The organism is Albidovulum sp. (assembly GCF_008933605.1).
Lineage (GTDB): Bacteria > Pseudomonadota > Alphaproteobacteria > Rhodobacterales > Rhodobacteraceae > Albidovulum.
This window is the reverse complement of record NZ_WBUS01000002.1, coordinates 1-22,353: the sequence shown is the minus strand read 5'-3', so window position 1 is coordinate 22,353 and position 22,353 is coordinate 1. Positions and strand designations below refer to the sequence as shown.

29 protein-coding genes are annotated in these 22,353 nt (G+C 68.2%); 18 read left to right on the top strand and 11 right to left on the bottom strand.

Annotation, left to right across the window (positions count from 1 at the left end; translation table 11 throughout):
• Positions 1-248 precede the first annotated feature (248 nt).
• Positions 249-1,427, bottom strand: a complete 1,179-nt coding sequence (locus F9K34_RS00550) for a lytic murein transglycosylase (protein ID WP_291334514.1) — start codon at positions 1,425-1,427, stop codon at positions 249-251.
• A 203-nt stretch (positions 1,428-1,630) separates the two neighbouring features.
• Here F9K34_RS00550 and F9K34_RS00545 point away from each other — a divergent pair, with 203 nt between their 5' ends.
• Complete coding sequence (locus tag F9K34_RS00545; RefSeq protein WP_291334513.1) at positions 1,631-1,981, top strand: hypothetical protein; 351 nt, start codon at positions 1,631-1,633, stop codon at positions 1,979-1,981.
• 57 nt (positions 1,982-2,038) lie between these two features.
• On the opposite strand, the gene F9K34_RS00540 is transcribed toward F9K34_RS00545, so the two are convergent.
• Entirely contained in the window at positions 2,039-3,211 is a 1,173-nt protein-coding gene (locus F9K34_RS00540; RefSeq protein ID WP_291334512.1) for a MalY/PatB family protein, read from the bottom strand.
• A 250-nt stretch (positions 3,212-3,461) separates the two neighbouring features.
• On the opposite strand from F9K34_RS00540, the gene def (F9K34_RS00535) reads away from it, so the two are divergent.
• From def (F9K34_RS00535) to F9K34_RS00520, 4 genes are all read left to right on the top strand, one after another.
• Positions 3,462-3,983 (top strand): peptide deformylase, encoded by a 522-nt coding sequence (def, locus tag F9K34_RS00535; RefSeq protein ID WP_291334511.1) that lies wholly within the window; start codon positions 3,462-3,464, stop codon positions 3,981-3,983.
• Positions 3,980-4,483 (top strand): peptide deformylase, encoded by a 504-nt coding sequence (gene def / locus F9K34_RS00530; RefSeq protein WP_291334510.1) that lies wholly within the window; start codon positions 3,980-3,982, stop codon positions 4,481-4,483. The genes def (F9K34_RS00535) and def (F9K34_RS00530) overlap by 4 nt, the downstream gene beginning before the upstream one ends.
• Before the next feature lie 73 nt (positions 4,484-4,556).
• Positions 4,557-5,453, top strand: coding sequence for a methionyl-tRNA formyltransferase (gene fmt, locus F9K34_RS00525; RefSeq protein ID WP_291334509.1), 897 nt, complete (start codon positions 4,557-4,559; stop codon positions 5,451-5,453).
• A 58-nt stretch (positions 5,454-5,511) separates the two neighbouring features.
• A complete protein-coding gene (locus tag F9K34_RS00520) occupies positions 5,512-5,754 on the top strand; it encodes a GlsB/YeaQ/YmgE family stress response membrane protein (protein ID WP_291334508.1) in 243 nt (80 codons plus the stop codon).
• A 10-nt stretch (positions 5,755-5,764) separates the two neighbouring features.
• Here F9K34_RS00520 and F9K34_RS00515 read toward each other — a convergent pair whose 3' ends face one another.
• From F9K34_RS00515 to F9K34_RS00490, 6 genes are all read right to left on the bottom strand, one after another.
• A complete protein-coding gene (locus F9K34_RS00515; protein ID WP_291334507.1) occupies positions 5,765-6,385 on the bottom strand; it encodes a trimeric intracellular cation channel family protein in 621 nt (206 codons plus the stop codon).
• Positions 6,372-6,851: a ribonuclease HI gene (gene rnhA, locus F9K34_RS00510; RefSeq protein WP_291334506.1), complete on the bottom strand. Its 480-nt coding sequence runs from the start codon at positions 6,849-6,851 to the stop codon at positions 6,372-6,374. The genes F9K34_RS00515 and rnhA overlap by 14 nt, the downstream gene beginning before the upstream one ends.
• Positions 6,852-6,912: 61 nt before the next feature.
• The gene (locus F9K34_RS00505) at positions 6,913-7,515 is read right to left on the bottom strand and encodes a LysE family translocator (RefSeq protein ID WP_291334505.1); all 603 of its coding nucleotides are present in this window, start codon (positions 7,513-7,515) and stop codon (positions 6,913-6,915) included.
• A 52-nt stretch (positions 7,516-7,567) separates the two neighbouring features.
• On the bottom strand, positions 7,568-8,164 hold the full coding sequence (locus tag F9K34_RS00500; protein ID WP_291334504.1) for a class I SAM-dependent DNA methyltransferase: 597 nt from the start codon (positions 8,162-8,164) through the stop codon (positions 7,568-7,570).
• Positions 8,161-9,111 (bottom strand): 4-hydroxy-3-methylbut-2-enyl diphosphate reductase, encoded by a 951-nt coding sequence (gene ispH / locus F9K34_RS00495; RefSeq protein WP_291334551.1) that lies wholly within the window; start codon positions 9,109-9,111, stop codon positions 8,161-8,163. The genes F9K34_RS00500 and ispH overlap by 4 nt, the downstream gene beginning before the upstream one ends.
• A 104-nt stretch (positions 9,112-9,215) precedes the next feature.
• Positions 9,216-9,788, bottom strand: coding sequence for a LabA-like NYN domain-containing protein (locus F9K34_RS00490; protein WP_291334503.1), 573 nt, complete (start codon positions 9,786-9,788; stop codon positions 9,216-9,218).
• Positions 9,789-9,899: 111 nt separating this feature from the next.
• Between F9K34_RS00490 and folK the strand changes: the two genes are divergently transcribed.
• The 5 genes from folK (at position 9,900) to F9K34_RS00465 (ending at position 14,600) form a co-directional block, all read left to right on the top strand.
• A complete protein-coding gene (gene folK, locus F9K34_RS00485; RefSeq protein WP_366557748.1) occupies positions 9,900-10,481 on the top strand; it encodes a 2-amino-4-hydroxy-6-hydroxymethyldihydropteridine diphosphokinase in 582 nt (193 codons plus the stop codon).
• Between the two features lie 80 nt (positions 10,482-10,561).
• The gene (rpoZ, locus tag F9K34_RS00480; RefSeq protein WP_291334501.1) at positions 10,562-10,915 is read left to right on the top strand and encodes a DNA-directed RNA polymerase subunit omega; all 354 of its coding nucleotides are present in this window, start codon (positions 10,562-10,564) and stop codon (positions 10,913-10,915) included.
• A gap of 29 nt (positions 10,916-10,944) precedes the next feature.
• Positions 10,945-13,068: a RelA/SpoT family protein gene (locus F9K34_RS00475; protein ID WP_291334500.1), complete on the top strand. Its 2,124-nt coding sequence runs from the start codon at positions 10,945-10,947 to the stop codon at positions 13,066-13,068.
• Positions 13,069-13,087: 19 nt separating this feature from the next.
• Positions 13,088-13,774, top strand: coding sequence for a DUF2062 domain-containing protein (locus tag F9K34_RS00470; protein ID WP_291334499.1), 687 nt, complete (start codon positions 13,088-13,090; stop codon positions 13,772-13,774).
• 76 nt (positions 13,775-13,850) lie between these two features.
• Complete coding sequence (locus tag F9K34_RS00465; RefSeq protein ID WP_291334498.1) at positions 13,851-14,600, top strand: pyridoxine 5'-phosphate synthase; 750 nt, start codon at positions 13,851-13,853, stop codon at positions 14,598-14,600.
• Here the strand turns inward: F9K34_RS00465 and F9K34_RS00460 are convergent.
• On the bottom strand, positions 14,589-15,155 hold the full coding sequence (locus tag F9K34_RS00460) for a redoxin domain-containing protein (RefSeq protein WP_291334497.1): 567 nt from the start codon (positions 15,153-15,155) through the stop codon (positions 14,589-14,591). The genes F9K34_RS00465 and F9K34_RS00460 overlap by 12 nt on opposite strands.
• Positions 15,156-15,165: 10 nt before the next feature.
• On the bottom strand, positions 15,166-15,885 hold the full coding sequence (locus F9K34_RS00455) for a hypothetical protein (RefSeq protein ID WP_291334496.1): 720 nt from the start codon (positions 15,883-15,885) through the stop codon (positions 15,166-15,168).
• Between the two features lie 73 nt (positions 15,886-15,958).
• Here F9K34_RS00455 and F9K34_RS00450 point away from each other — a divergent pair, with 73 nt between their 5' ends.
• The 4 genes from F9K34_RS00450 (at position 15,959) to rnc (ending at position 18,494) form a co-directional block, all read left to right on the top strand.
• Positions 15,959-16,477 carry a MarR family winged helix-turn-helix transcriptional regulator gene (locus F9K34_RS00450; protein ID WP_291334495.1) on the top strand — a complete coding sequence of 173 codons (519 nt, stop codon included), beginning with the start codon at positions 15,959-15,961 and terminating at the stop codon, positions 16,475-16,477.
• A 75-nt stretch (positions 16,478-16,552) separates the two neighbouring features.
• Complete coding sequence (gene acpS, locus F9K34_RS00445) at positions 16,553-16,969, top strand: holo-ACP synthase (protein ID WP_291334494.1); 417 nt, start codon at positions 16,553-16,555, stop codon at positions 16,967-16,969.
• Positions 16,970-17,031: 62 nt separating this feature from the next.
• Complete coding sequence (lepB, locus tag F9K34_RS00440; protein ID WP_291334493.1) at positions 17,032-17,808, top strand: signal peptidase I; 777 nt, start codon at positions 17,032-17,034, stop codon at positions 17,806-17,808.
• Positions 17,805-18,494 carry a ribonuclease III gene (gene rnc, locus F9K34_RS00435; protein WP_291334492.1) on the top strand — a complete coding sequence of 230 codons (690 nt, stop codon included), beginning with the start codon at positions 17,805-17,807 and terminating at the stop codon, positions 18,492-18,494. Before lepB ends, rnc begins: the two co-directional genes overlap by 4 nt.
• Here rnc and F9K34_RS00430 read toward each other — a convergent pair.
• Positions 18,491-18,976: a thermonuclease family protein gene (locus tag F9K34_RS00430; protein WP_291334550.1), complete on the bottom strand. Its 486-nt coding sequence runs from the start codon at positions 18,974-18,976 to the stop codon at positions 18,491-18,493. The genes rnc and F9K34_RS00430 overlap by 4 nt on opposite strands.
• Before the next feature lie 176 nt (positions 18,977-19,152).
• Between F9K34_RS00430 and era the strand changes: the two genes are divergently transcribed.
• From era to F9K34_RS00410, 4 genes are all read left to right on the top strand, one after another.
• The gene (gene era / locus F9K34_RS00425; protein WP_291334491.1) at positions 19,153-20,061 is read left to right on the top strand and encodes a GTPase Era; all 909 of its coding nucleotides are present in this window, start codon (positions 19,153-19,155) and stop codon (positions 20,059-20,061) included.
• A 99-nt stretch (positions 20,062-20,160) separates the two neighbouring features.
• Positions 20,161-20,496, top strand: a complete 336-nt coding sequence (locus F9K34_RS00420) for a DUF1491 family protein (RefSeq protein ID WP_291334490.1) — start codon at positions 20,161-20,163, stop codon at positions 20,494-20,496.
• Between the two features lie 99 nt (positions 20,497-20,595).
• Positions 20,596-21,318: a DNA repair protein RecO gene (gene recO, locus F9K34_RS00415; RefSeq protein WP_291334489.1), complete on the top strand. Its 723-nt coding sequence runs from the start codon at positions 20,596-20,598 to the stop codon at positions 21,316-21,318.
• A gap of 78 nt (positions 21,319-21,396) precedes the next feature.
• Positions 21,397-22,353 (top strand): MFS transporter (locus F9K34_RS00410; protein WP_291334488.1); only part of this gene is annotated, 957 nt, incomplete at its 3' end.

The following is a 22,353-nucleotide window of genomic DNA, read 5'->3' as shown; positions in this document are numbered from 1 at the left end:
AAAGTCTATCAATACGGGTGCGGGAACCAACCGGCCCGATAACCCGCGCTTAATGGTTAACGACTAGAACGGGACGTGAACAAACCGAAAGGACGTCCCATGCGTGAAGTTGTCTCCCTCGCCGCCATGTTCCTCCTGCTCGCGTTCGCCGGACTCGAACCGGGCCATGCGCAGGCCGCGAAAACCTGCAAGGCCGGTGCCGTCGCCGAATTCTTCTCGGCCGGCTGCTGACCGGCTCTCGCAGCCCGTCATAGCTGGCCGAGCAGCGCCCGTGTCGGCCAGGCGTCCGCCGGCAGACCGAGCCGCGCCTGTTCCCGCTGCACGGCCTCGCGCGTCTTCTCGCCGAGGATCCCGTCGATGGCGCCGACGTCATAGCCCTTCGCGGCAAGCTTCTTCTGCAGCGCCACCATCTCCTTCGCCGAAAGCCCCACCTCCGGGGCGCCCGGGTCATAGACCGGCGCGCCTTCCAGACGGGTGGCGAAGTAAGCCGCCGTCGTCACATAGACGAAGCTCTTGTTCCAGCTGAAGTAGACGCGGAAGTTCGGATAGGCGAGGAAGGCCGGACCCTTCCGCCCCATCGGCAGAAGGACCGCCGCCTGAAGCCCCCGGGCAAGGGGCCCGGACCGTCCACGCACCCCGGCCGCCTCCCACTCCGCCACCGGGCGGGCGTGGTTCAGACCGGTCTTCGACCAGTCGAGATCGTCGGGAACCGTGATCTCCTGCAGCCAGGGCTCGCCCGCCCGCCAGCCGAGACCGTGGAGCATCTTCGCGGCACTCGTCAGCGCGTCGGCGGCCGAGGTCTTCAGCCGCACGTGCCCGTCGCCGTCGCCGTCGACGCCGTTGCGCAGGATGTCCTCCGGCAGCATCTGCACCTGCCCGATCTCGCCGGCCCAGGCACCCTGGGTTCGCGCCGGATCGAAATCGCCGCGGGCGTAAAGCTCCATCGCGGCGAAGACCTGCGGCCGGAAAAGCCCGGGCCTCCGGCAGTCGTGGGCGAGCGTCACCAGCGCGTCGCGCGTGTTGAAGTCCCCCTGCACCGCTCCGAAGTCGGTCTCGAACGCCCAGAAGGCGAGGAGCACCCCCGGTGAAATCCCGTAGTCGCGGTCAATCCGGCGGAACACCTCGGCGTGTTTCTTCGCCATGGCCTGACCGTTGGCCAGCCGTCCCGCGCTGATGAGCGAACGGGAGAACTCGATGAAGTCCTTGCGGAACACGCCCTGCGCCCGGTCCGCCTTCAGGACGCGCCCGTCCTGTCGGGCGCCGGTGAGGAAGCCCTTCGCCACCTCGGACGGAATGCCGCGCGTCCGGGCCTCCTCCGCCAGTCCCGCGACGAAGGCATCAAAGTCGCCGCCGCAGGAGACGGCCGGGACGGGCAGGGCGGCAAGGCCAAGCGCGAGCAGGCGGGCGAGGGCGGCGGTGCGGGCCATGGGAACCTCCGGTGGCGTCAAGCCGACACTAACGCCCCCTCCGGCAGAGGCAACCGCGCCGGGGGTGGCCCGCGGGATTGTCGCCGGTCCGTCCGGAATGCGGCCTGCGCGGTGCTGATCTGCCACGCCGGAGGCCCTGTCGGCAGGGTCAACTTGATTTTTCCCAACAAAGGCACATGCTTGGGATGGGGAAGAGGTGTGTGATGACGGACTTTCTGCCGAAGGACGTGCAAGAGGGGCTCGACGCTGCGCGCAAGCGCGACCTGAGGCGGCGTTCGCGGCTCAGGGTCCTGGCCGGGGACGAGGTCTACCCGATCCTGCGGTTCTGGGGCACGGGCTTCGCGCTCGATGCCGATCAGGTGCAGCATCTGCGCGGGCTTGTGGATATCTACGACGGCGGCCGCCATCTCTGGCAGTCGCTCATCGTCGCATCGGGCGTGGAGGCGGGCGAGCTCATCTGCACGATGAAACGCTCCACGGCGGCGCAGGACAGGGCGCCGCTCGACTACGTCCGCGACGAGGACGCGCCGGTGGGCTATCTGCCCCGCACCTGAGCCGGGGCCTCACCGCTGGACGCGACGACCGGGCGGGCCGGCCGGCACGCCGGTTCCCTACTGGAGGTCGGCGAAGGCCGACTGCAACCGCTCCACCGCTTCGGCCACCCGTGCCCGCGGTGTGGCGAGGTTGAAGCGCAGGAAGCTTTCGCCGCCCTTGCCGAAGGTCGCGCCGTGGTTGGCGGCGATCCCGGCGTCCTTCTCGACCCGCGCGATGAACTCCGCGGGCGCCATGCCGGTGCCGGCGAAGTCGACCCAGGCGAGGTAGGTCGCCTCGAGCGCCATCGATGCGAGGCCAGGGACCGCGGCAACCCCGGCGTCGAAGACCTGTCGGTTGCCGTCAAGATAGGCCACCAGCGCGTCGACCCAAGCCGCGCCCTCCGGTGAATAGGCGGCCGTCGCCATGTGCATGCCGAAGCTGTTCGGAGAGATGCCGAGCGCGTTCACCTTCGCGGCGAAGCGGGCGCGCAGCGTCTCGTCGGCGATGATGACGTTGCCGATGTGGGCGCCCGCGATGTTGAAGGTCTTCGTGGACGCGGTCATCGTCACCAGGCGGTCGGCTATGTCGGGTGCGGCCGTGGCCATCACCCGGTGCCGGGCGCCCGGCAAGACGAGGTCGTGGTGGATCTCGTCCGAGACGAGGACGAGGTCGTGGCGCTTGGCGAAATCGGCGATGGCGCGCAGTTCGCCGGCCGTCCAGACCCGGCCGCCGGGATTGTGCGGCGAACAGAGGATCAGCATCCGTTCCGAACCCGTCATCATCGCGTCCCAGGCCGCGATGTCGAGGCCGTAACGCCCGTCTTCATTGGCCAGCGGACATTCGACGACGCGGCGGCCTGCGGCTTTGATGACACGGGCGAAGGCATGATAGACGGGGGTCATCAGCACGACGCCATCGCCCGGCGCGGTGAAGGCCTCGACGCAGAGCCCGGTCCCGTTCACGAGGCCGTGGACCGTGAAGATCCATTTCGGATCGACCTGCCAGCCGTGGCGTTCGCGCATCCACCAGCAGATCGCTTCCAGATAGGCGCGATCATCGCCGAAATAGCCGTAGATTCCATGTGCCGTCATCGCCTCCAGCGCCCGCTGCACGCTCTGCGGCGGGCGGAAATCCATGTCGGCGACCCACATGGCAAGCCCGTCCTTCGGACCCACCCCGTAGAGCGGCTCCATCATGTCCCATTTCGAGGAATGGGTTCCGGTCCGGTCGATGATCTCGTCGAAATTCATGGCGTCTCCCTTGGACTTGACCGACCCTGTTCCAGCGATTGCCGCCGCGCAAGTGCGGTCATCCCGGCCGTTTTCGGGGCGTTCGTGATATCGTTCCATATCGCGCCACAAGATCGGAACATCATCCTGAAGTTTGCATATTAGCGGGAACATTGTAATGATATCATAAGTTACGATAGAAAATTGTTCCATCATGCACAAACCGGGCAGCGCCATTGCAAGATTCGAGGCCTTCGCCTAAATCGGCGCAATGACGCTGAGACCGATCCTCATCCACCCTGACCCCCGGCTGAAGAAGCGCGCCGACCCCGTGAGCGAAATCACGAAGGACCTGCGCGCAGCCGCGGACGACATGCTGCAGACCATGTATGACGCGCCCGGAATCGGGCTCGCGGGGCCCCAGATCGGCCTCATGTCGCGCATCATCGTGATGGATTGCGTGAAGGACAAGGATGCCCCGCCGCGTCCGATGGTGCTACTGAACCCCGAGGTCACCTGGACCTCCGAGGCGATGAACACCTACGAGGAGGGCTGCCTCTCGATCCCCGACCAGTACGCCGAGGTGACGCGGCCCGCCGAGGTGAAGGTGCGCTGGATGGACCTTGACGGCAAGACGCAGGAGGAACAGTTCGCCGGCCTCTGGGCGACCTGCGTCCAGCACGAGATCGACCACCTGAACGGGCGTCTCTTCATCGACTATCTCACCGCCCTGAAGCGCCAGCTGATCACTCGCAAGATGGAGAAGCTGAAGCGCGAGCGGGCGCGGCTGTGACGGTACGGCCCTTCGTCCCGTATCCGGACAAGCGGCTGAGGACCCCGGCCGAGCCCGTGGCCAAGGTCACGGAGACGGTCCGCATGGTCTGGGACGACATGGTGGACACGATGGACGCGATGCCGGGCTACGGCCTTGCCGCGCCACAGATCGGGATCATGTTGCGCCTCGCCGTCGTCGACTGTTCCGACCGGCGCGGGCAGGCGGTCAGGATGGCCAATCCCGAGGTGCTTCACGCCTCGGTACAGATGCGCCGGCACGAGGAGGCGAGCCCGAACCTGCCCGGCGTCTCGGCGGTGATCGAGCGGCCCCGGGCGGTGACGGTGCGCTTCCTCAACGAGGCGGGCGCGGTCGAGGACCGCGACTTCGTCGGGCTCTGGGCGACCTCGGTGCAGCACCAGATCGACCACCTGAACGGCCGGATGTTCATCGACCATCTCTCGCCGGTGCGGCGGCGGATGCTGGTTGCGCGCGCGGAAAAGCTGCGCAAGCGCGGATAGCGGCCGGGGGACTTCGCGTCCCCGGAGCCCCTGCGGGGCATTTGGGCAACGAAGAAGCAGGCGGAGGGACGACATGCGCGTGATCTTCATGGGAACGCCGGAGTTCTCGGTTCCCGCCCTTGACGCGGTCCATGCCGCGCACGAGATCGTCTGCGTCTATACCCAGCCGCCCCGACCCGCCGGGCGCGGAAAGAAAGACCGGCCAAGCCCCGTGCAGGCGCGGGCCGAGGCGCTGGGCCTGCCGGTCCGCCATCCCGCGAGCCTGAAAACGCCCGAGGCACAGGCGGAGTTCGCGGCGCTGAAGGCCGATGTCGCGGTCGTGGTGGCCTACGGGCTCATCCTTCCGCAGCCGGTCCTCGATGCGCCGGCCAGGGGCTGTCTCAACATCCATGCCTCGCTCCTGCCGCGTTGGCGGGGGGCGGCGCCGATCCATCGCGCGGTGATGGCGGGCGATGCCGAGACAGGCATCTCGATCATGCGGATGGAGGCTGGGCTCGACACCGGGCCCGTGCTTCTGACGGAGCGGACACGGATCGGGCCGGAGGAAACCACGGCCGCCCTGCACGACCGGCTCGCGGCAATGGGGGCTGCGGCCATCCTCGAGGCGCTCCGCCGGCTCGACGGGCTTGTTCCGGTACCGCAGCCGGAGGCCGGCGTGACCTACGCCGCCAAGATCGACAAGGCCGAGGCCCGGGTGAACTGGACCCGGCCGGCCGAGGAGGTGGACCGGCTGATCCGGGGGCTCTCGCCCTTTCCCGGCGCCTGGGTGGAGATCGACGGCGAGCGGGTGAAACTCCTGCGCTCCCGCCTTGCCAAGGGGCAAGGCCAGCCGGGCGCGGTGCTTGCGGGTTTCACCGTCGCCTGCGGCTCCGGTGCGGTGCAGATCACCGAGGCACAGCGCGAGGGCAAGCGGCCGATGCCCGCGGACGAGGTGCTGCGCGGACTCGTCCTGCCCGAAAGGCTCGGCTGAGCGTTCCCAAATGCCGTGCGGGGGGCCATATTGGCCGGGTGGCAACCCGGAGTCAGACATGGCCATTCTCGCCCTCATCATCATCGGCGCGGCGGCGGGCTTCATCGCCACGCGTCTCATGAACCTTCAGACCGATCTGGTGACCACTATCGCCATCGGCGTGCTCGGTGCGCTCGTGGGCGGTCTCGTCCTGCGGTTCCTGCTGGCGATCACCGGCCTCGCGGTTGGCTTCGTCGGCGCGATCCTCGGCGCCATGGCGCTGATCTGGCTGTGGGAGACCTACGGGCCGAAGCGCCGCTGACGGCGGCGGGTCAGCGGCGCGGCGGGCGCGAGCGGTAGACCGGCAGCCGCCAGCCGAAGTGAAGGCTGCCGGCGCGGAGCGCGAAGGTGACGCCCGCGCAGAGGAGCAACGCCGGGCCCGCCGGGAGCACGAAAAGCGCCGCGACTGCGGCAACGGCCCCGGCGAAGGCCGCGGTGACGTAAAGCTCGCCCTGTTTCAGAACCAGCGGCACCTCATTGCAGACCACGTCGCGCATGAGCCCGCCGAAGGCGCCAGTCACCATCCCCATCAGAAGCGTCACGCCCCAGGGCTGGCCGGCCGCGAGCGCCACGCCCACGCCGGCCGGCACCGCGATCGAGAGCGCCAGCGCGTCGAGCCAGGTAAGGACCGTGAGCCGGCTTTCGAAACGGTGCGCGGTGAAGAAGACGATGACCGCCGCGGTCACGGCGACGCCGATGAATGCCGGCTCGGCCACCCAGAAGACCGGATTGCGGTCGAGGATCACGTCGCGGACCGTGCCGCCCCCGACGGCGGTCAGCGAAGCGACGAAGGCGAAGCCGACGATGTCGAGCTGCGCCCGGCTGGCGGCGAGCGCACCCGTCAGCGCGAAGACGAAGACCGAGGCATAGTCGAGCGCGTCAAGCAGCGTCATCGGCCCGCGCCTTCTTCGGCTTGAAGGGCGCCATGCCCGCCCGCGCCAATTCGTCGGCGCGTTCGTTCTCGGGGTGGCCGGCATGGCCCTTGATCCATTCCCAGGTCACCTCGTGGCGGTACTGTGCCGCGTCGAGGCGCTGCCAGAGATCGACGTTCTTGACGGGCTTCCGGTCGGCCGTCTTCCAGCCGTTCCGCTTCCACCCGTGGATCCAGGTGGTGACGCCGTTCTTCACGTAGGCGCTGTCGGTGACGATGGTGATCGCGCTCTGACGCTTCAGGGCTTCCAGCGCCGAGATCGCGGCCAGAAGCTCCATCCGGTTGTTGGTCGTGTCGGGCTCGCCGCCCGACAGCTCGCGGGTCTTGACGACCGCGTCGCCCTCGCGCGCGATCATCAGCACGCCCCAGCCTCCGGGGCCGGGATTGCCGGAGCACGCTCCGTCGGTATAGGCGAAAAGCTCGGGCATCTGCCCCCCCATTCGGTTCGTTCAGGGGATAGGCTGGGGGGCGGGGGCGGTCAACCGATCCTCAGGCGCGCTCCATTGCGAGGCGGAGGCCGAGGGCCGCGAAGGAGGCGGCGAAGGCGCGGCGCAGCCAGGCCATGACGGCGGGGCGGGACAGGACCGCCTCGCGCCCCGAGGCGGCGAGCGCGGCGTAGCCGAGGAAGACCGCGAAGGTCATGACGGCGAAGCCTAGACCCAGTTCCAAGATGGTGCGCGTTCCGTCGCCGGGAGACAGGAACTGCGGCAGGAAGGCCAGGAAGAACATCGGGATCTTGGGGTTGAGAAGGTTTAGCGCGATTCCCCGCCAGACGATCCGGCCCGCCGGTTGCGGGACGGCGGCTTGGAGGGAAAGTCCGCCCGCGCCCTTCAGCGTGCCCCAGGCCATCCACAACAGGTAGGCGACGCCCGCGAACTTCACCGTCTGGAAGAGGACGGCCGAGGAATGCAGGATCGCCGCAAGGCCCGCCACGGCGACGGCCATGTGAACGATGGTCGCCAGCGTACAGCCGACCGAAGCCCAGAATCCGCCGCGCATACCCTGCGCCAGCGCGACCGACAGCGTGTAGACGACGCCGATCCCGGGGGCGAGGCAGACGACGAACGTGGTCAGCAGGTACTCGGGCGACATGGGGAACCTTCGGCAGCGGATTCGGAGAGGGTGCCCGCGCGGCCGGGTCCGGTCAAGCGCGCCGGGTGAGGAGTATCACGAAAGGATCGAGCGTTCCGGCCAGGCCCTTTTCCTCGCCTCGCCGTTCGGAGAGTGCGGTGAAGCCGGCATCGGCCAGCAGCCCGTGCAACTCATCGACCTCGTAGTAGCAGTAAAAGCGGCCGAGCGCGTCGCGCCCCTCGCCAACCCCGGTCTTCATGCCGAGATGCAGCAGACCGCCGGGCCTCAGCGCACGGTGCAGCGCTGAAAGGTGCCGGGGCAGGTCCTTGCGCGGCGCGTGCAACAGCGAAAAGTTCGCCCAGACGCCGTCATATTCGGCCAGGGCCTCGATATCGTCGAACGTTGCGAGCCGGGCACCGAGGCCGTGGCGTTCGTTCGCAAGCGCAACCATCGCCGCCGAGGCATCGACCGGTTCGGGCCGCATCCCGGCGGCACGCAGGAAGGCCGACGCTTCGCCGGGCCCGCAACCGAGGTCGAGCACCCGGGCACCTTCGGGCAGCGCCGCGATGAAGCTGCGGAGATGGCGGCCGGGGCCGTCGCTGTGGAACCGCTCCTCGTAGTCGCCCGCGTGCGCGTCATAGGCGGCAATGGTGCGGGCATCCGCGCTCATACCGGTTCCCGAAGGACGCGGGGGACCTTGAACTCGACGCTCTCGCGCGCCGTTTCCACCATCTCGACCGTGACGTCGAAGCGCGCGCGGAAGGCGTCGATGACCTCGTTAACCAATACTTCCGGGGCTGAGGCACCGGCGGTGACACCGACCGTTTTCAGCGCCCCGAGCGCGCGCCAGTCGATGTCGGTCGCGCGGCTCACAAGCTGGGCGTATCCGCAGCCGGCGGCGCGCCCGACCTCGACCAAGCGCCGGGAGTTCGACGAGTTCGGCGCGCCGATGACGAGGAGCGCCTCGATCCTGGGTGCAATGGCCTTCACCGCCTCCTGCCGGTTCGTCGTGGCGTAGCAGATGTCTTCCTTTTGCGGACCGACGATGGCCGGGAACCGCGCCTTCAGCGCGGCGACGATGCCGGCGGTGTCATCGACCGAAAGCGTTGTCTGGGTGATGAAGGCGAGCCTTTCGGGGTCGCGTGGGGCAAGCGTCGCCACGTCCGCGACCGTCTCCACCAGGAGCACTTCTCCCTCCGGCAGCTGCCCCATGGTGCCGAGCGTTTCGGGGTGGCCGGCATGGCCGATCATCACCATCTGGAGGCCGTTCTGGTGATGCCGCTCGGCCTCGATATGGACCTTGGAGACGAGGGGGCAGGTTGCGTCCACGTAGATCATGTTGCGCCGCGCCGCCTCGGCCGGCACGGCCTTCGGCACGCCATGGGCCGAGAAGATCACGGGCCGGTCGCCGGGCACCTCGTCCAGCTCCTCGACGAAGACCGCGCCCTTGGCGCGCAGGCCGTCGACGACAAAGCGGTTGTGCACGATCTCGTGGCGCACGTAGACCGGCGCCCCCCACTTGACCAGCGCCATCTCGACGATCTTGATCGCGCGGTCCACGCCGGCGCAGAAACCGCGCGGCGCGGCGAGATAGAGTGTCAGGGGCTGGGGCATGATCGGTCCTCTCGCGTCGCGGCGGCACGGTAGTCGAATGCCCGGGTGTGGACAACCGAACGCAGGCGCCCCCGGGCGCCTGCGGTCCGACTCGCTGCGTGGCGGCGTTACTTGCCGCTCGCCGTCTCTTCCTCGCGCTCGACCCGGGCTTCCCGCGGCGGGCGGCCGATCACCTCGCGCAGCGCGTCCAGCTCGATGAAGTTGTCGGCCTGGCGGCGCAGTTCGTCGGCGATCATCGGCGGTTGCGAGCGGATCGTGGAGACGACCGAGACGCGCACCCCCTGCCGCTGCAGGCTTTCGACGAGCGGCTTGAAATCGCCGTCGCCGGAGAAGAGCACGATATGGTCGAGCCGCGGCGCAAGCTCCATGGCATCGACGGTAAGCTCGATGTCCATGTTGCCCTTGACCTTCCGGCGTCCCTGGCTGTCGGTGTACTCCTTCGCCGGCTTCGTGACCATGCAGAAGCCGTTGTAGTGAAGCCAGTCGACAAGCGGTCGGATCGGCGAGTAGTCGTCGTTCTCCAGCAGCGCGGTGTAGTAGAACGCACGCAACAGCTTGCCCCGGCGCTCGAATTCCTGCCTGAGAAGCTTGTAGTCTATGTCGAATCCCAGCGCCTTTGCCGCTGCGTAGAGGTTCGACCCGTCGATGAACAGCGCGAGCCGTTCGTCCTTGTAGAACATCAATTGTTCCTTCCAGAAATGAACCGTCGAAATTCCTTCTTGTGTTTGGGTGGGCAAACTGAAAAGTCGACGGGCGTTCGGGTGTGGTAGCAGGGACTTGGCAAATTGCCAGTGGATTTCCTATGTATCCAAAAAGACAGGCTAGCAGCGATCGCCCTCGGCGGCAATTCAACTTCTCCCGCAGGTGATCCGGCCAAAACCATTGCGGCTGCTCTCGCGGACATTGCGCGGGACATCGGCCCGATTGTCGCGGTTTCCCGCTTTTTCCGGACACCTGCCTACCCGCCGGGTAGCGGCCCGGATTTCGTCAATGCGGCCGTGGTGGCAGCCACGACGCTCGAACCTGCCGAGACCCTGGATGTCCTGCACCGTATCGAGGCCCGGTTTGGCCGTGTGCGCCAGGTGCGCTGGGGCGCGCGGACGCTCGACCTCGACCTGCTTTCGATGGGAGAGCGCGTGCTGCCCGACGCCGCCACCCTGCGGCAGTGGATGGATCTTCCGGCCGCAGACCAGCGCGATCGCGCGCCCGACCGTCTGATCCTGCCCCATCCGCGGTTGCAGGACCGCGCCTTCGTGCTGATTCCCCTGGCCGAGATCGCGCCGGACTGGCGCCACCCGCTGACCGGTCGCACGGTCGCCGAGATGGCAGCGGCGCTCCCCAAGGCCGAGAAAGCCGTGGTTTGCCCGCTCTGACAGGGATTCTTCGCTTGTCAATAGCAGACCGAGCACTTAAATAGCGGTCTCCATGCCTCCCATTCCGATTGGAGTTCCCGATGGCCCGCGTGACGGTCGAAGATTGCGTTGACAAGGTCCCGAACCGGTTCGAGCTCGTGATGCTCGCCGCGCACAGGGCGCGCGAGATCGCCTCCGGCTCCGGCCTCACGGTGGACCGCGACAACGACAAGAACCCTGTCGTGGCGCTGCGCGAGATCGCGGACGAGACCCAGGCGGCTTCCGACCTGCGCGAGCGGATGATCGAGAGCCAGCAGACGCAGATCGAGGTCGACGAGGCCGAGGACGACGCGATGGCCCTCCTGATGGGCGCCGAGGTCGACCGCCCGAGCGAGGACGACATGTCCGAGGAAAAACTCCTCCGGGCACTCATGGAAGCTCAGGGCCAGGGCTGAGCCCGCCAGACGAAGGCACGCGGACCGGAATGATCGACGTCGAAGACCTGATCGCGCTGGTCCGCAACTACAATCCCCGCACCAATGCCGCGCTGATCCGCCGCGCCTACGACTACGGCGCGCACATGCACGAGGGCCAGCGCCGCCGCTCGGGGGAGCCATACTTCACGCATCCCGTTGCCGTCGCCGCGATCCTGACCGAGCAGCGGCTCGATGACGCGACGATCATCACCGCCCTCCTGCACGACACGATCGAGGATACGAAGTCCACCTGGGCCGACATCGCGGCGACGTTCGGCGAAGAGATCGCCGAACTGGTGGACGGGGTCACGAAACTCACCAACCTCCAGCTCTCTTCGACCGAGACCAAGCAGTCGGAGAACTTCCGCAAGCTCTTCATGGCCATGTCGAAGGACCTGCGCGTGATCCTGGTGAAGCTCGCCGACCGGCTTCACAACATGCGCACGATCCGCTCGCTGCCGCCCGAGAAGCAGGCCCGCAAGGCGCGCGAGACGATGGATGTCTTCGCGCCGCTCGCCGGCCGCATGGGGATGCAGTGGATGCGCGAGGAACTTGAGGACCTTTCCTTCAAGGTCCTGAATCCGGAGGCACGCGCCTCGATCATCCGGCGCTTCGTGATCCTTCAGAAGGAATCCGGCGACGTGATCCCCAAGATCACCACCGACATCCGGACGGAACTGGAAAAGGACGGGGTCGAGGCCGACGTCTTCGGCCGCGCCAAGAAGCCCTACTCGATCTGGCGCAAGATGCAGGAGAAACAGCTTGCCTTCTCGCGCCTCTCCGACATCTACGGATTCCGGGTGATCTGCTCCGACGAGCGTGACTGCTACCGCATCCTCGGCGCGATCCACCGTCGCTGGCGCGCGGTTCCGGGGCGGTTCAAGGACTATATCAGCCAGCCGAAGTCGAACGGCTACCGGTCGATCCACACCACGGTCTCGGGCCGCGACGGCAAGCGGGTCGAGGTGCAGATCCGCACCCGCCAGATGCACGAGGTGGCCGAGGCGGGCGTGGCCGCGCACTGGTCCTACCGCGACGGCGAGCGGGCGCAGAACCCCTTCGCCGTCGACCCGGCGCGCTGGATCGCGACGCTCACGGAACGGTTCGACACCGGCGAGGACCACGAGGACTTCCTCGAGAACGTGAAGCTGGAGATGTATTCCGACCAGGTCTTCTGCTTCACCCCGAAAGGCGACGTGGTGCAGTTGCCCAAGGGGGCGACGCCGCTCGACTTCGCCTATGCGATCCATACCCGCATCGGCAACTCCACCGTCGGCGCCAAGGTCGACGGCATCCGCGTTCCGCTCTGGACGCGGCTGAAGAACGGCCAGTCGGTCGAGATCATCACCGCCACCGGCCAGCGCCCGCAGGCGACCTGGATCGACATTGTCGTCACCGGCCGCGCCAAGGCCGCGATCCGGCGGTCGTTGCGCGAGGAGGACCGCGAGCGGTTCGTCAAGCTCGGCCAGGAACTCGCCCGCGTGGCCTTCGAGCATATCGGCCGCAAGGCGACGGACAAGGCGCTGAGGACCGCGGCGAGGACGCTCGGCCTCGCCGACGAGAAGGACGTGCTCGCCCGGCTCGGTTCGGCCGAGCTCACGGCACGCGAGGTGATCGAGGCGATCTACCCCGAGCTTGCCACCCAGGCCTCCGTCGAGGAAGTCGATGCCCGACGGCCCGTCGTCGGGCTGACGGCCGATCAGTCCTTCCGCCGCGCCAACTGCTGCCAGCCGGTCCCGGGCGAACGCATCGTCGGCATCACCTACCGCGGCCAGGGCGTGGTCGTGCATGCCATCGACTGTCCGGCCCTCGCCGAGTTCGAGGACCAGCCGGGACGCTGGGTCGACCTGCACTGGCATTCGGGCCGCCACGCGCCGGTCTATACCATCGGGCTCAACCTCACGATCGCCAATGACGCAGGTGTGCTCGGCCGCATCTGCACCTTGATCGGCGAGCAGAAGGCCAATATCTCCGATCTCACTTTCGTCGATCGAAAGCCGGATTTTTACCGTCTTATCGTGGAAGTTGATCTGAGGGATGCCGAGCATCTCCATATGGTGCTGACAGCACTCGAGGCAGAAAGCGATGTGGCGCAGGTCGAACGCTACCGTGACCTGAGCCGCAAGCCCTGAGGGGTGGGAAGGAACGGACGTGGTCTTCAAGCGGCGCAACCCGCGGTCCTATTTCCGGACGTTCGTGGAGGCCCTGTGGCCGCGCGGTGGCTGGACCCGCGCCTTCCACTACGTGAAACACCGCATCCGCCGCCTGCCGGACCGTCCGGACCGGATCGCGCGTGGTGTCGGGGCCGGCGTGTTCGTGAGCTTTACCCCGTTCTTCGGGCTTCACTTCATTTCGGCCGCCATTTCCGCCTGGATCGTGCGCGGCAACGTGCTGGCGGCGCTCCTTGGCACGTTCTTCGGCAATCCGCTCACATTCCCGATCATCGCCGTCTCTTCGATGAAGTTCGGTCACTGGATTCTGGGCACGGAGTTCGACGAAAGCCAGCATGCGACGATCTTCGGCAAGTTTGTCGGCGCGAGCGAGGATCTCAGGCACAATTTCACTGCAATGTTCACCGACGACACGGCCCACTGGACGAACCTTTACAACTTCTGGAACGAGATCTTCCTGCCCTACCTTGTCGGCGGCTTCCTTCCCGGCATCGTCGCCGGCGTCGTCGCGTACTACCTCTCCGAGCCGGTCATCGCCGCCTACCAGAAGCACCGCCGCAAGCGGCTGAAGGAACGCTTCGAGAAGCTGAAGGCAAAGCTCCATGCCCGCGCCGAGCAGGTCGCGGAGAAATCGCTGGCCGGCAAGAGCTCCTCCGGCAAATTGTGACCGGCACGATTTGTCCCGTTCACAGTCACGGCCCCTGCCGCTAGGCTCCGCGCCGACCGGAACGGAGGCGACCCAGGTGACCCATCTCAGGCTCGGCGTGAACATCGACCATGTGGCCACCGTGCGCAACGCCCGCGGGTCGGCCTATCCGGACCCGGTGCGCGCCGCGAAGCTGGCGGAGGACGCGGGCGCCGACGGCATCACCGCGCACCTGCGCGAGGATCGCCGGCACATCACCGACGGCGACATCGACCGGCTCATGGCCACGTTGACACGACCGCTCAACTTCGAGATGGCGGCGACGGCCGAGATGCAGGCGATCGCGCTCCGCCACCGGCCGCGCGCCGTCTGCATCGTCCCCGAGAAGCGCGAGGAGCGGACGACCGAGGGCGGGCTCGACGTCGCCGCCGACGTCGCCCGCCTGACCGACTACATCGCGCCCCTCCGCGACGCCGGCTGCCGCGTGTCGATGTTCATCGGCCACGACCCGCGCCAGATCGAGGCCTCGGCGAGGATCGGCGCGGAAGTGGTGGAACTTCACACCGGCCACTACTGCGACCTCCACGCCGAGGGGCGCCTTGCCGACCGCGACGCCGAACTCGCCGCGCTGGCCGGAGGCGCGCGGCTTGCGCATTCGCTCGGCCTCGAGGTACACGCGGGCCACGGGCTGACCTACGACACCGTCGCCCCCGTCGCGGCCTTCCCCGAGGTGCGCGAGCTCAACATCGGCCATTTCCTCATCGGCGAGGCGATCTTCGTCGGGCTGAAGGAGGCGATCGCCGGGATGCGCCGGCAGATGGACAGGGCGCGGGTATCATCCGCGTGATTTGCCGTATGGGGTGCGGTGCACGCCGGTGTAGCGCGCGCCGGCGGACAGTTCTTCGGCGACGGGACCCTCTTCAGCCAGAAGCGTCGCGATCTCGGCCCCGAGCCTGAGTTCCGACACCTGGCCGAAGTGATGCGCCCTGAGACGGCCCATGCGGTCGATCAGGATGAGACTGGGGGTGCCACGAATGCCGTAGCGCTCCATCGTGACCGGCAGCGCGCCGGTGCCGGGGTCGTCGATGCCGACGGGAAACGTCACGCGGTACTCGTGCAGGAATGCCGCCAGCGAGACGGCGGTCATCGCCGCATGATGTTCGAACACCGTATGCAGGCCGATCACCGCCACCCGATCCTGCGGGAACAGCCGATGGACCGCCTGCGCCAGCGGCAGTCCATGTGCGACGCAGCCGGGGCACAGCATCTGGAACGCCTCGATCATCACGACGCGCCCGCGCAGGCTTGCAAGGGTCGGGCGCCCCTCGGTGTTGAACCACTGGCTGACCGACCATTCCGGCGCTGGCCTGAGCGCGGTGTCGTCGAGGCGTTCCGTCGTCATCTCCGCCCTCTCATTCCACCTTGCCGGGCAGGGAAAGGTCGCCCGAGGCCACGTCGAAGACGTCGGTGACGCAGAGAAGTGGCGCATGAACATTGGCGTTGACGCGGAGCGCCGAGGTGACGCCGTCGAAGCCGATATCCGCCGGTGCGCCCGGCAGCGTGACCGTCACCGCCACCGTATCGGCATCGAGCGCGGGAACATAGCCGGGGCTGTCGATGAAGAGCGGCAGGCCCGGCCAGGTCTTCGGCAGCGCGGGGGTCTCGCCCTCGGGGATGTCGCGGACCGACAGCGCGCCCGGCCCGCACTCCTCCGACGGGGTCAGCACGACCCAGTGGCTGTGCCAGGGGCCGCCGTCGTTCTTGGGGTCGCCATCGCCGTCCTCGTCCTCGAGCGGCGTGTCGTCGAAATCCGGATGGCTCGTCGCGGCCAGGGCCAGGACGCCGGTGCCGCCCTCGAAGCCGACCGTGGCGGGGTCGAGCGAGGTCGGCCAGACATAGGCGTGGACCGGCGCCCCGGCGAGCGCGCCCACCGGGGCCGGCTGCTCCGATCCCGCCGTGGCGGCCAGCGTCATGCGGAAGGTGACGGCGTCGCCGTCGCGGCTTGCCTCGGCGGCGAGGATGTCGAAGGTCGCGCGCTTCGCCGGGTCGGCGGGCGAGGTGATCCCGGCGCCGAACGCGGCCGGGGCGGCGAGCATTGCGGCAAGCGAGAGGGAAACGGAGGGGCGGGGCATGGTGGACTCCTGATAGCGACTCGATACGATTATTGATATTGACTCGCTACGATCTGGCAAGCATTTTTCGTCCATGCCCGCCTCGTCCCGCCTCGGTTCCCTCATCGACCGGCTGTCGCGCCTGCATGCCGCCGCGCGCCGGCGGCCCGGCCTGAGCGATGCGCAACTCTCCGCGCTCGACTATCTCGACCAGGCGAACGCCTTCTCGCGCAGTCCCTCCGCCGTTGCGGATTATCTAGACGCAACGCGGGGCACGGTGTCGCAGACCTTGCGCGCCCTGGCGCGGAAGGGCCTGATCGTGGCGGCGGAAGACCCGGCCGACCGCCGCAGCCTGCGCTATGACCTGACCGCGAAAGGCCGGGCCATGCTGCGGACGCGGACCGAGCTTGCCGATCATGGCGGCACGCTCGAGGCCGCGCTGGGCGATTTGGTCGCACGCATGATCGCCGCGCGCGGCGGGCGCAGCTTCGGCATCTGTGGCACCTGCCGCTTCCACCAGGTCTTGGAGGATGGCAGCCACCGTTGCGGCCTGCTCGGCCTTGCGCTCGCCGTTCCGGAAACCACCCGCATCTGCCGCGAGCATGCCGCCTGAGCGAGCGTCTGGAAAAAGGCCGGTGCCGATGCGATACCTGTGCGAGACCGGAACCCGGCGTGGAGCCGACCCCAGATGATCCTCGGCATCGGCACGGACCTTGCCAATATCGACCGCATCGCGGCGACGCTCGACCGGTTCGGCGACCGTTTCCGCAACCGCGTCTTCACCGAGGTCGAGCAGCGGAAGGCCGAACGGCGTCGCGACACGGCCGGCACTTATGCCAAGCGCTGGGCGGCGAAGGAGGCCTGTTCCAAGGCGCTCGGCACCGGCCTGCGCATGGGGATCTCGTGGAAGGACATGGGCGTCTCCAACCTCCGCTCGGGCCAGCCCGTCATGCACCTGACCGGCTGGGCGGCCGAACGGCTCGCCGCGATGACGCCGCCCGGGCACGAGGCCATTGTCCACGTTACGCTGACCGACGATCACCCCTGGGCGCAGGCCTTCGTGGTGATCGAGGCGCGGCCGCGTGCGGGCGCAGCCGAAACTTGACTCGGCCCTGCCGCCGCCGCATGTAGCGCGGGCACAAGAAACTGGACAGGGCAGGGCGCATCGTGGCGGCAAAGCAGGATGGTATCGTCGAAACCGTGAAGACGATCGTCTACGCGCTTCTCATCGCGGGGGTGTTCCGGACCCTCTTCTACCAGCCCTTCTGGATTCCCTCCGGTTCGATGAAGGACACGCTCCTCATCGGCGACTTCCTCTTCGTCAACAAGATGGCCTACGGCTACTCGCGCTATTCCTGCCCCTTCGCGGCCTGCCCGATCACCGGGCGTCTCTTCGGTTCGGAACCCGAACGCGGCGATGTCGTCGTGTTCCGCCATCCCGGCACGGGGGCCGACTTCATCAAGCGGCTGATCGGCCTGCCGGGCGATACCCTGCAGATGAAGGCGGGCCAGCTCTGGCTGAACGGCGAACCGGTGCCGCAGGAAGCCGCCGGCACCTTCGAGGAGATCAAGGCGCCGCAGGGTTCGCAGGGCAACATGCCGCGCTGTGCCAACGACCCCGTCGGCATCGGCGGCACCTGCGTCAAGGAGCGCTTCATCGAAACCCTGCCGAACGGCGTGCGCCACGATGTCCTCAACATTGCCAACGTGCCGGCCGACGACACGCCGATCTACACCGTGCCCGCTGGGCACTACTTCTTCATGGGCGACAACCGCGACAACAGCCAGGACAGCCGCTTCGCGGTGAACTCCGGTGGGGTGGGAATGCTGCCGGCCGAATACCTCATCGGCCGGGCCGACCGGATCATGTTCTCCTCCGCCGGCCGCTCGCTCTTCTTCTTCTGGACCTGGCGGTCCGACCGCTTCTTCACGGCGGTGGAGTGAGACTGTCGTCGGACCTCCAGGCCTTCGCGGCCCGCATCGGGCATGAGTTCCGCCGGCCCGAACTTCTTCTGCGCGCGGTCACGCATTCCTCCATCGCCACGCCGGCACGCCCCGACAACCAGCGGCTCGAATTCCTCGGCGACCGCGTGCTCGGCCTCGTCATGGCCGAGGCGCTTCTGGCCGCCGACAGGGGGGCCAGCGAAGGCCAGCTCGCGCCGCGCTTCAATGCCCTCGTCCGCAAGGAGACCTGCGCCGCCGTCGCGCGCGAGACGGACCTCGGCGAGGTCCTGAAGCTCGGCCGGTCGGAGATGATGTCGGGCGGCCGGCGCAAGGAGGCGCTCCTTGCCGATGCGATGGAGGCGGTGATCGCGGCGGTCTATCTCGACGCCGGCTTCGAGACCGCGAAGGCCGTCGTCCTGAGACTCTGGGATGCGCGGATCGGAACCGTCAAGGCCGATGCCCGCGACGCCAAGACGGCCTTGCAGGAATGGGCGCAGGGCCGCGGCCTGCCGCCCCCGGCCTACAGCGAACTGGAACGCGAGGGGCCGGACCACCAGCCGATGTTCACCGTCGAGGTGCGGCTTGCCACCGGCGAGGCGGAAGTGGCGCAGGCCGGCGCGAAGCGGCAGGCGGAACAGGCGGCGGCCAAGGCGCTGCTGGCGCGGATGGAACGCAGTAGCCTCTAGTCAGGCCGACGCGGCGGCATGCGCCCCTTTTGGCGCGCATCGCAGCGCCAGAACTTCCTGCGAATTCCCTGCGGCTCAAGCCGGGAATACTTCCCGCGCGAGAACTTGGGCCAGTCGATCGCCATCCCGGCGGCGACCATCTCGGCCGACAGATCGCGCCCGTCCGGGAGGTAGCAGGTTGCCACGGTCCGGTCATGCGAAAGATCGCCATCGAAGACGGCCCTGATCTCTTGCCCCTTGCACAGATTGACGAGCGCCCACTTGGCGGTCCTGCCATAGGGGTGGTCCATCTCCGGTGCGTCGATCCCGGCGAGCCGGATGCGCATTCCGCCAATGTCCAGGGTGTCACCGTCGATTACCCAGGGCCGGCCGCGAAGCTCGGTGACCTCGACGATCCTGATGTCGGCCGACTGCCCGACTGCGACCCGGCGGCGCCAGGGACTTCCGTCCTCCAGAACCGTCGTCTCGTGCCGGATCTCCACCAATATGGGCCGGCTAGAGCGAAAGAAGGCGCGGAACAGTAAACGGAAAAGACCCATGGCAAGCGACTCGTTCGTTCAATTCCCTTACCATGGTCCGCCGCATCGCAATTGCCAATTGGCAAATCCCGCAACTTTCCCGTATGGGGCGGAGATCAATCATAGGATCGCTACACGACATGACCACCCGCGCCGGTTTCGTCGCCCTGATCGGAGAGCCCAATGCGGGCAAGTCCACGCTTCTGAACCGCATGGTCGGCGCCAAGGTCTCGATCGTCACCCACAAGGTGCAGACGACCCGCGCCCGCATCCGCGGCATCGCGATGGAGGGCGATGCGCAGATCGTCTTCGTCGACACGCCCGGGCTTTTCCGCCCCCGCCGCCGACTGGACCGGGCGATGGTGGCCGCCGCCTGGGGTGGCGCCGCGGACGCCGATATCGTCGTGCTGCTCATCGAGGCCCATCGCGGTCTCACCGACGGGGTGCGGGCGATCCTCGACGCGCTGCGCGAAAAGCTGCCCGCCAGGACCCGCGTCGCGCTGGCCATCAACAAGATCGACCGGGTGAAGGCCGAGGCGCTGCTGGCGCTGGCGCAGGAGCTGAACGCGGCCTTCCCCTTCGAGAAGACCTTCATGATCTCGGCCGAACGCGGCCACGGGGTGGAGGACCTGAAGCGCTGGCTTGCCGCCGAGCTGCCCGAAGGCCCCTGGTTCTACCCCGAGGATCAGATCGCCGATCTGCCGATGCGGATGATCGCAGCCGAGATCACGCGCGAGAAGCTGACGCTCAGGCTCCACGAGGAACTTCCCTATCAGCTGACGGTGGAGACCGAGCACTGGCAGGAGCGGGAGGACGGGTCCGCCCGCATCGACCAGGTGGTCTACGTCGCCCGCGACGGCCACAAGGGGATCGTCCTCGGCAAGGGCGGCGAGACTATCAAGGCGGTCGGGCGCGAGGCGCGGGGCGAGATCGCTGAGTTCCTCGGCCGACCCGTGCATCTCTTCCTGCAGGTGAAGGTGCGCGAGAACTGGCAGGAGGACCGCGCGCGCTATACCGAGATGGGGCTCGACTTCAAGGATGGCGACTGACCTCACCTCCACGCCGCGCCACGTCCGCGCCCTTGCGCGGTCGGAGCCTGCGGGAGCCTCCGGCGCGAGTGTTTCCCGCCACGATGAAAGCCCGGGGGCATGAGTGCCCGGCTCACCGCCGAGTTCTGGGTGCGCGCCTATCTCGCCCGGCTTCAGGCGGCGCATCTGCCGGCCTATGTCACCGCAAGGGGCGATCCTACGGCGGGCGCGGTGCTGGTGAAGCTCGCCACGCTCGACGGCCGGGCTCGGCTTTTTCAGCGCAGCGTCGACCTGATGACCGGCGGGCGCACCTGGGTCGTTCTCGCCGACGGGGCCGAGACCGAGGTCGATGCCACCGTCGCCCGCCAGCGGCGGATGGACCCCGACCTCTGGGTGATCGAGATCGAGAGCCGCGAGGGGCGGACGCTTCTGGACGAGGAGGGGCTCGCCGACTGACCCCTCTCGCTCGCGAGTGGTGCGTCAGGGGGGCGACGTTCCCGCCGCCGGTGGACATCGCCGACGCCGCGGCCGATAGTCGCGTCCCGGAGGAACGGCATGGATTGGCGGGACGAAGGCGCCCTTCTGGCGGTCAGGCGGCACGGCGAGAATGCCGCCATCATCGAGGTCTTCACGCCCGGGCATGGACGTCATGCCGGTGTCGTGCCCGGCGGCGCCTCGCGCAGGCTCGCGCCGCTTCTCCAGCCGGGGGTGCAGCTGGATCTGACCTGGCGGGCGCGGCTCGAAGACCATATCGGCACCTTCACGGTGGAGCCGTTGCGGTCGCGGGCGGGCCTTCTTGGAGATCGCGGGGCGCTTGCCGCGCTGAACGCGGTCTGTGCGCTCCTGCACCAGGCGCTGCCGGAGCGGGAGCCGCATCCGGGGCTCTACGCCGCGACGATCGGCCTGCTCGACCGGCTGGGCGAGGATCCGGACTGGCCGCTCGCCTACGTCCGCTGGGAACTCGGCCTCCTCGAGGACCTCGGCTACGGGCTCGACCTGGCGTCCTGCGCCGTCACGGGCGCCCGCGAAGACCTTGCCTATGTCAGCCCGAAATCCGGGCGCGCCGTGGCGCGCGGCGCGGCGGGGGACTGGGCGGACCGGCTCCTGCCGCTGCCGCCCTGCCTGCTCGGCCACGGTCCGGCCGGTGCGGACGAGATCGCCGAGGCGCTCAGGACCACAGGGCACTTCCTCGAGCACCGGCTCTTTCCCGACCTCGGTTCCCGGCCGATGCCCGAGGCCCGGCGCCGCCTCGTGGCGCTCATCGCCCGCGCGGGATAGGTCCAATCCGACTCCGCCTGTCGGAAACGTCTCAGACGCCCTCCCGGGTCGCGCGCGATGTCTCGGACGAGAGGTTTCATGATCAGCCGCTACATCCCTGACTATCTGCGTCACGCACCCACGCCGGGCGTGACCGGTTTCGCCGTCCTCGCGGGGATCGAAGCCTCGCTGCGCGGGACCCTGGTCTCGGTCTGGCCGCTCGTCATGTATCAGGCGCTGGGCGAGAATGCCGCCCACGTCAGCCTCGTCTACTTCGCCGTCGGAATCGCTTCGCTCTCCTGGGGACTGATGGTCCCCTGGCTCAACCGCCGCGTCCCGCGCCGCTGGCTCTATACGCTCGGAGCGGGCCTCTATGTCGCGGGCGCGCTCCTGGCGATCCGGGGCGGGGCGGTGGCGACGCCGGTCGCCATGGTGCTGGCGAATTTCGCAACCGTCACGGTCTTCATCTGCACCAACGCCTACATCATGGACTTCATCGCCCGACATGAACTCGGCCGGGTGGAGACGCAGAAGCTTCTCTACAGCGGCATCTCCTGGGCGATCGGCCCGATGGCCGGGGTCTTCCTCTGGAAGTGGTGGCCGGCGATGCCCTTCCTGATGGCGATCGGCTTCGCCGCGCTCCTGCTGGCGACCTTCTGGTATCTCCGGCTCGGCAACGGGCGGCTCATCACTCGGGCCCGCGCGCCGGCGCCGAACCCCCTGGCCTATCTCGGCCGCTTCTTCCGCCAGCCGCGGCTGATCTCGGGCTGGCTCTTCGCGGTCCTCCGCTCGTCGGGCTGGTGGGTCTATGTCGTCTATCTGCCGATGTTCTGCATCCAGGCGGGGCTTGGCGACCGGGTGGCGAGCGTCGCCTTCTCGGTGTCGAACGCGCTCCTTCTTGCCGCGCCCTTCATCATGCGCTGGATGCGCGGCCGGGGCCTCCGGCGCGCGGTGCGCACCGCCTTCGGCTGGGGCGCGCTCTGCTTCGCGCTTGCCGGCTTCGGTCACGTCTGGCCGCCGGTCGCCGTCCTGGCGCTCCTGGCAGGGTCGATCTTC

What these genes read in the sequence shown, in the direction of transcription:
- recO (WP_291334489.1), top strand. Translation starts at nt 20,596, where the DNA reads ATGGATTGGCGGGACGAAGGCGCCCTTCTGGCGGTCAGGCGGCACGGC.
- F9K34_RS00475 (WP_291334500.1), top strand. Translation starts at nt 10,945, where the DNA reads ATGATCGACGTCGAAGACCTGATCGCGCTGGTCCGCAACTACAATCCC.
- F9K34_RS00520 (WP_291334508.1), top strand. Translation starts at nt 5,512, where the DNA reads ATGGCCATTCTCGCCCTCATCATCATCGGCGCGGCGGCGGGCTTCATC.
- F9K34_RS00455 (WP_291334496.1), bottom strand. Translation starts at nt 15,885, where the DNA reads ATGCCCCGCCCCTCCGTTTCCCTCTCGCTTGCCGCAATGCTCGCCGCC.
- F9K34_RS00500 (WP_291334504.1), bottom strand. Translation starts at nt 8,164, where the DNA reads ATGAGCGCGGATGCCCGCACCATTGCCGCCTATGACGCGCACGCGGGC.
- rnhA (WP_291334506.1), bottom strand. Translation starts at nt 6,851, where the DNA reads ATGCCCGAGCTTTTCGCCTATACCGACGGAGCGTGCTCCGGCAATCCC.
- acpS (WP_291334494.1), top strand. Translation starts at nt 16,553, where the DNA reads ATGATCCTCGGCATCGGCACGGACCTTGCCAATATCGACCGCATCGCG.
- F9K34_RS00420 (WP_291334490.1), top strand. Translation starts at nt 20,161, where the DNA reads ATGAGTGCCCGGCTCACCGCCGAGTTCTGGGTGCGCGCCTATCTCGCC.
- F9K34_RS00545 (WP_291334513.1), top strand. Translation starts at nt 1,631, where the DNA reads ATGACGGACTTTCTGCCGAAGGACGTGCAAGAGGGGCTCGACGCTGCG.
- rpoZ (WP_291334501.1), top strand. Translation starts at nt 10,562, where the DNA reads ATGGCCCGCGTGACGGTCGAAGATTGCGTTGACAAGGTCCCGAACCGG.
- F9K34_RS00540 (WP_291334512.1), bottom strand. Translation starts at nt 3,211, where the DNA reads ATGAATTTCGACGAGATCATCGACCGGACCGGAACCCATTCCTCGAAA.
- era (WP_291334491.1), top strand. Translation starts at nt 19,153, where the DNA reads ATGACCACCCGCGCCGGTTTCGTCGCCCTGATCGGAGAGCCCAATGCG.
- def (WP_291334511.1), top strand. Translation starts at nt 3,462, where the DNA reads ATGACGCTGAGACCGATCCTCATCCACCCTGACCCCCGGCTGAAGAAG.
- fmt (WP_291334509.1), top strand. Translation starts at nt 4,557, where the DNA reads ATGCGCGTGATCTTCATGGGAACGCCGGAGTTCTCGGTTCCCGCCCTT.
- F9K34_RS00550 (WP_291334514.1), bottom strand. Translation starts at nt 1,427, where the DNA reads ATGGCCCGCACCGCCGCCCTCGCCCGCCTGCTCGCGCTTGGCCTTGCC.
- F9K34_RS00460 (WP_291334497.1), bottom strand. Translation starts at nt 15,155, where the DNA reads ATGACGACGGAACGCCTCGACGACACCGCGCTCAGGCCAGCGCCGGAA.
- F9K34_RS00450 (WP_291334495.1), top strand. Translation starts at nt 15,959, where the DNA reads ATGCCCGCCTCGTCCCGCCTCGGTTCCCTCATCGACCGGCTGTCGCGC.
- F9K34_RS00490 (WP_291334503.1), bottom strand. Translation starts at nt 9,788, where the DNA reads ATGTTCTACAAGGACGAACGGCTCGCGCTGTTCATCGACGGGTCGAAC.
- F9K34_RS00505 (WP_291334505.1), bottom strand. Translation starts at nt 7,515, where the DNA reads ATGTCGCCCGAGTACCTGCTGACCACGTTCGTCGTCTGCCTCGCCCCC.
- F9K34_RS00515 (WP_291334507.1), bottom strand. Translation starts at nt 6,385, where the DNA reads ATGACGCTGCTTGACGCGCTCGACTATGCCTCGGTCTTCGTCTTCGCG.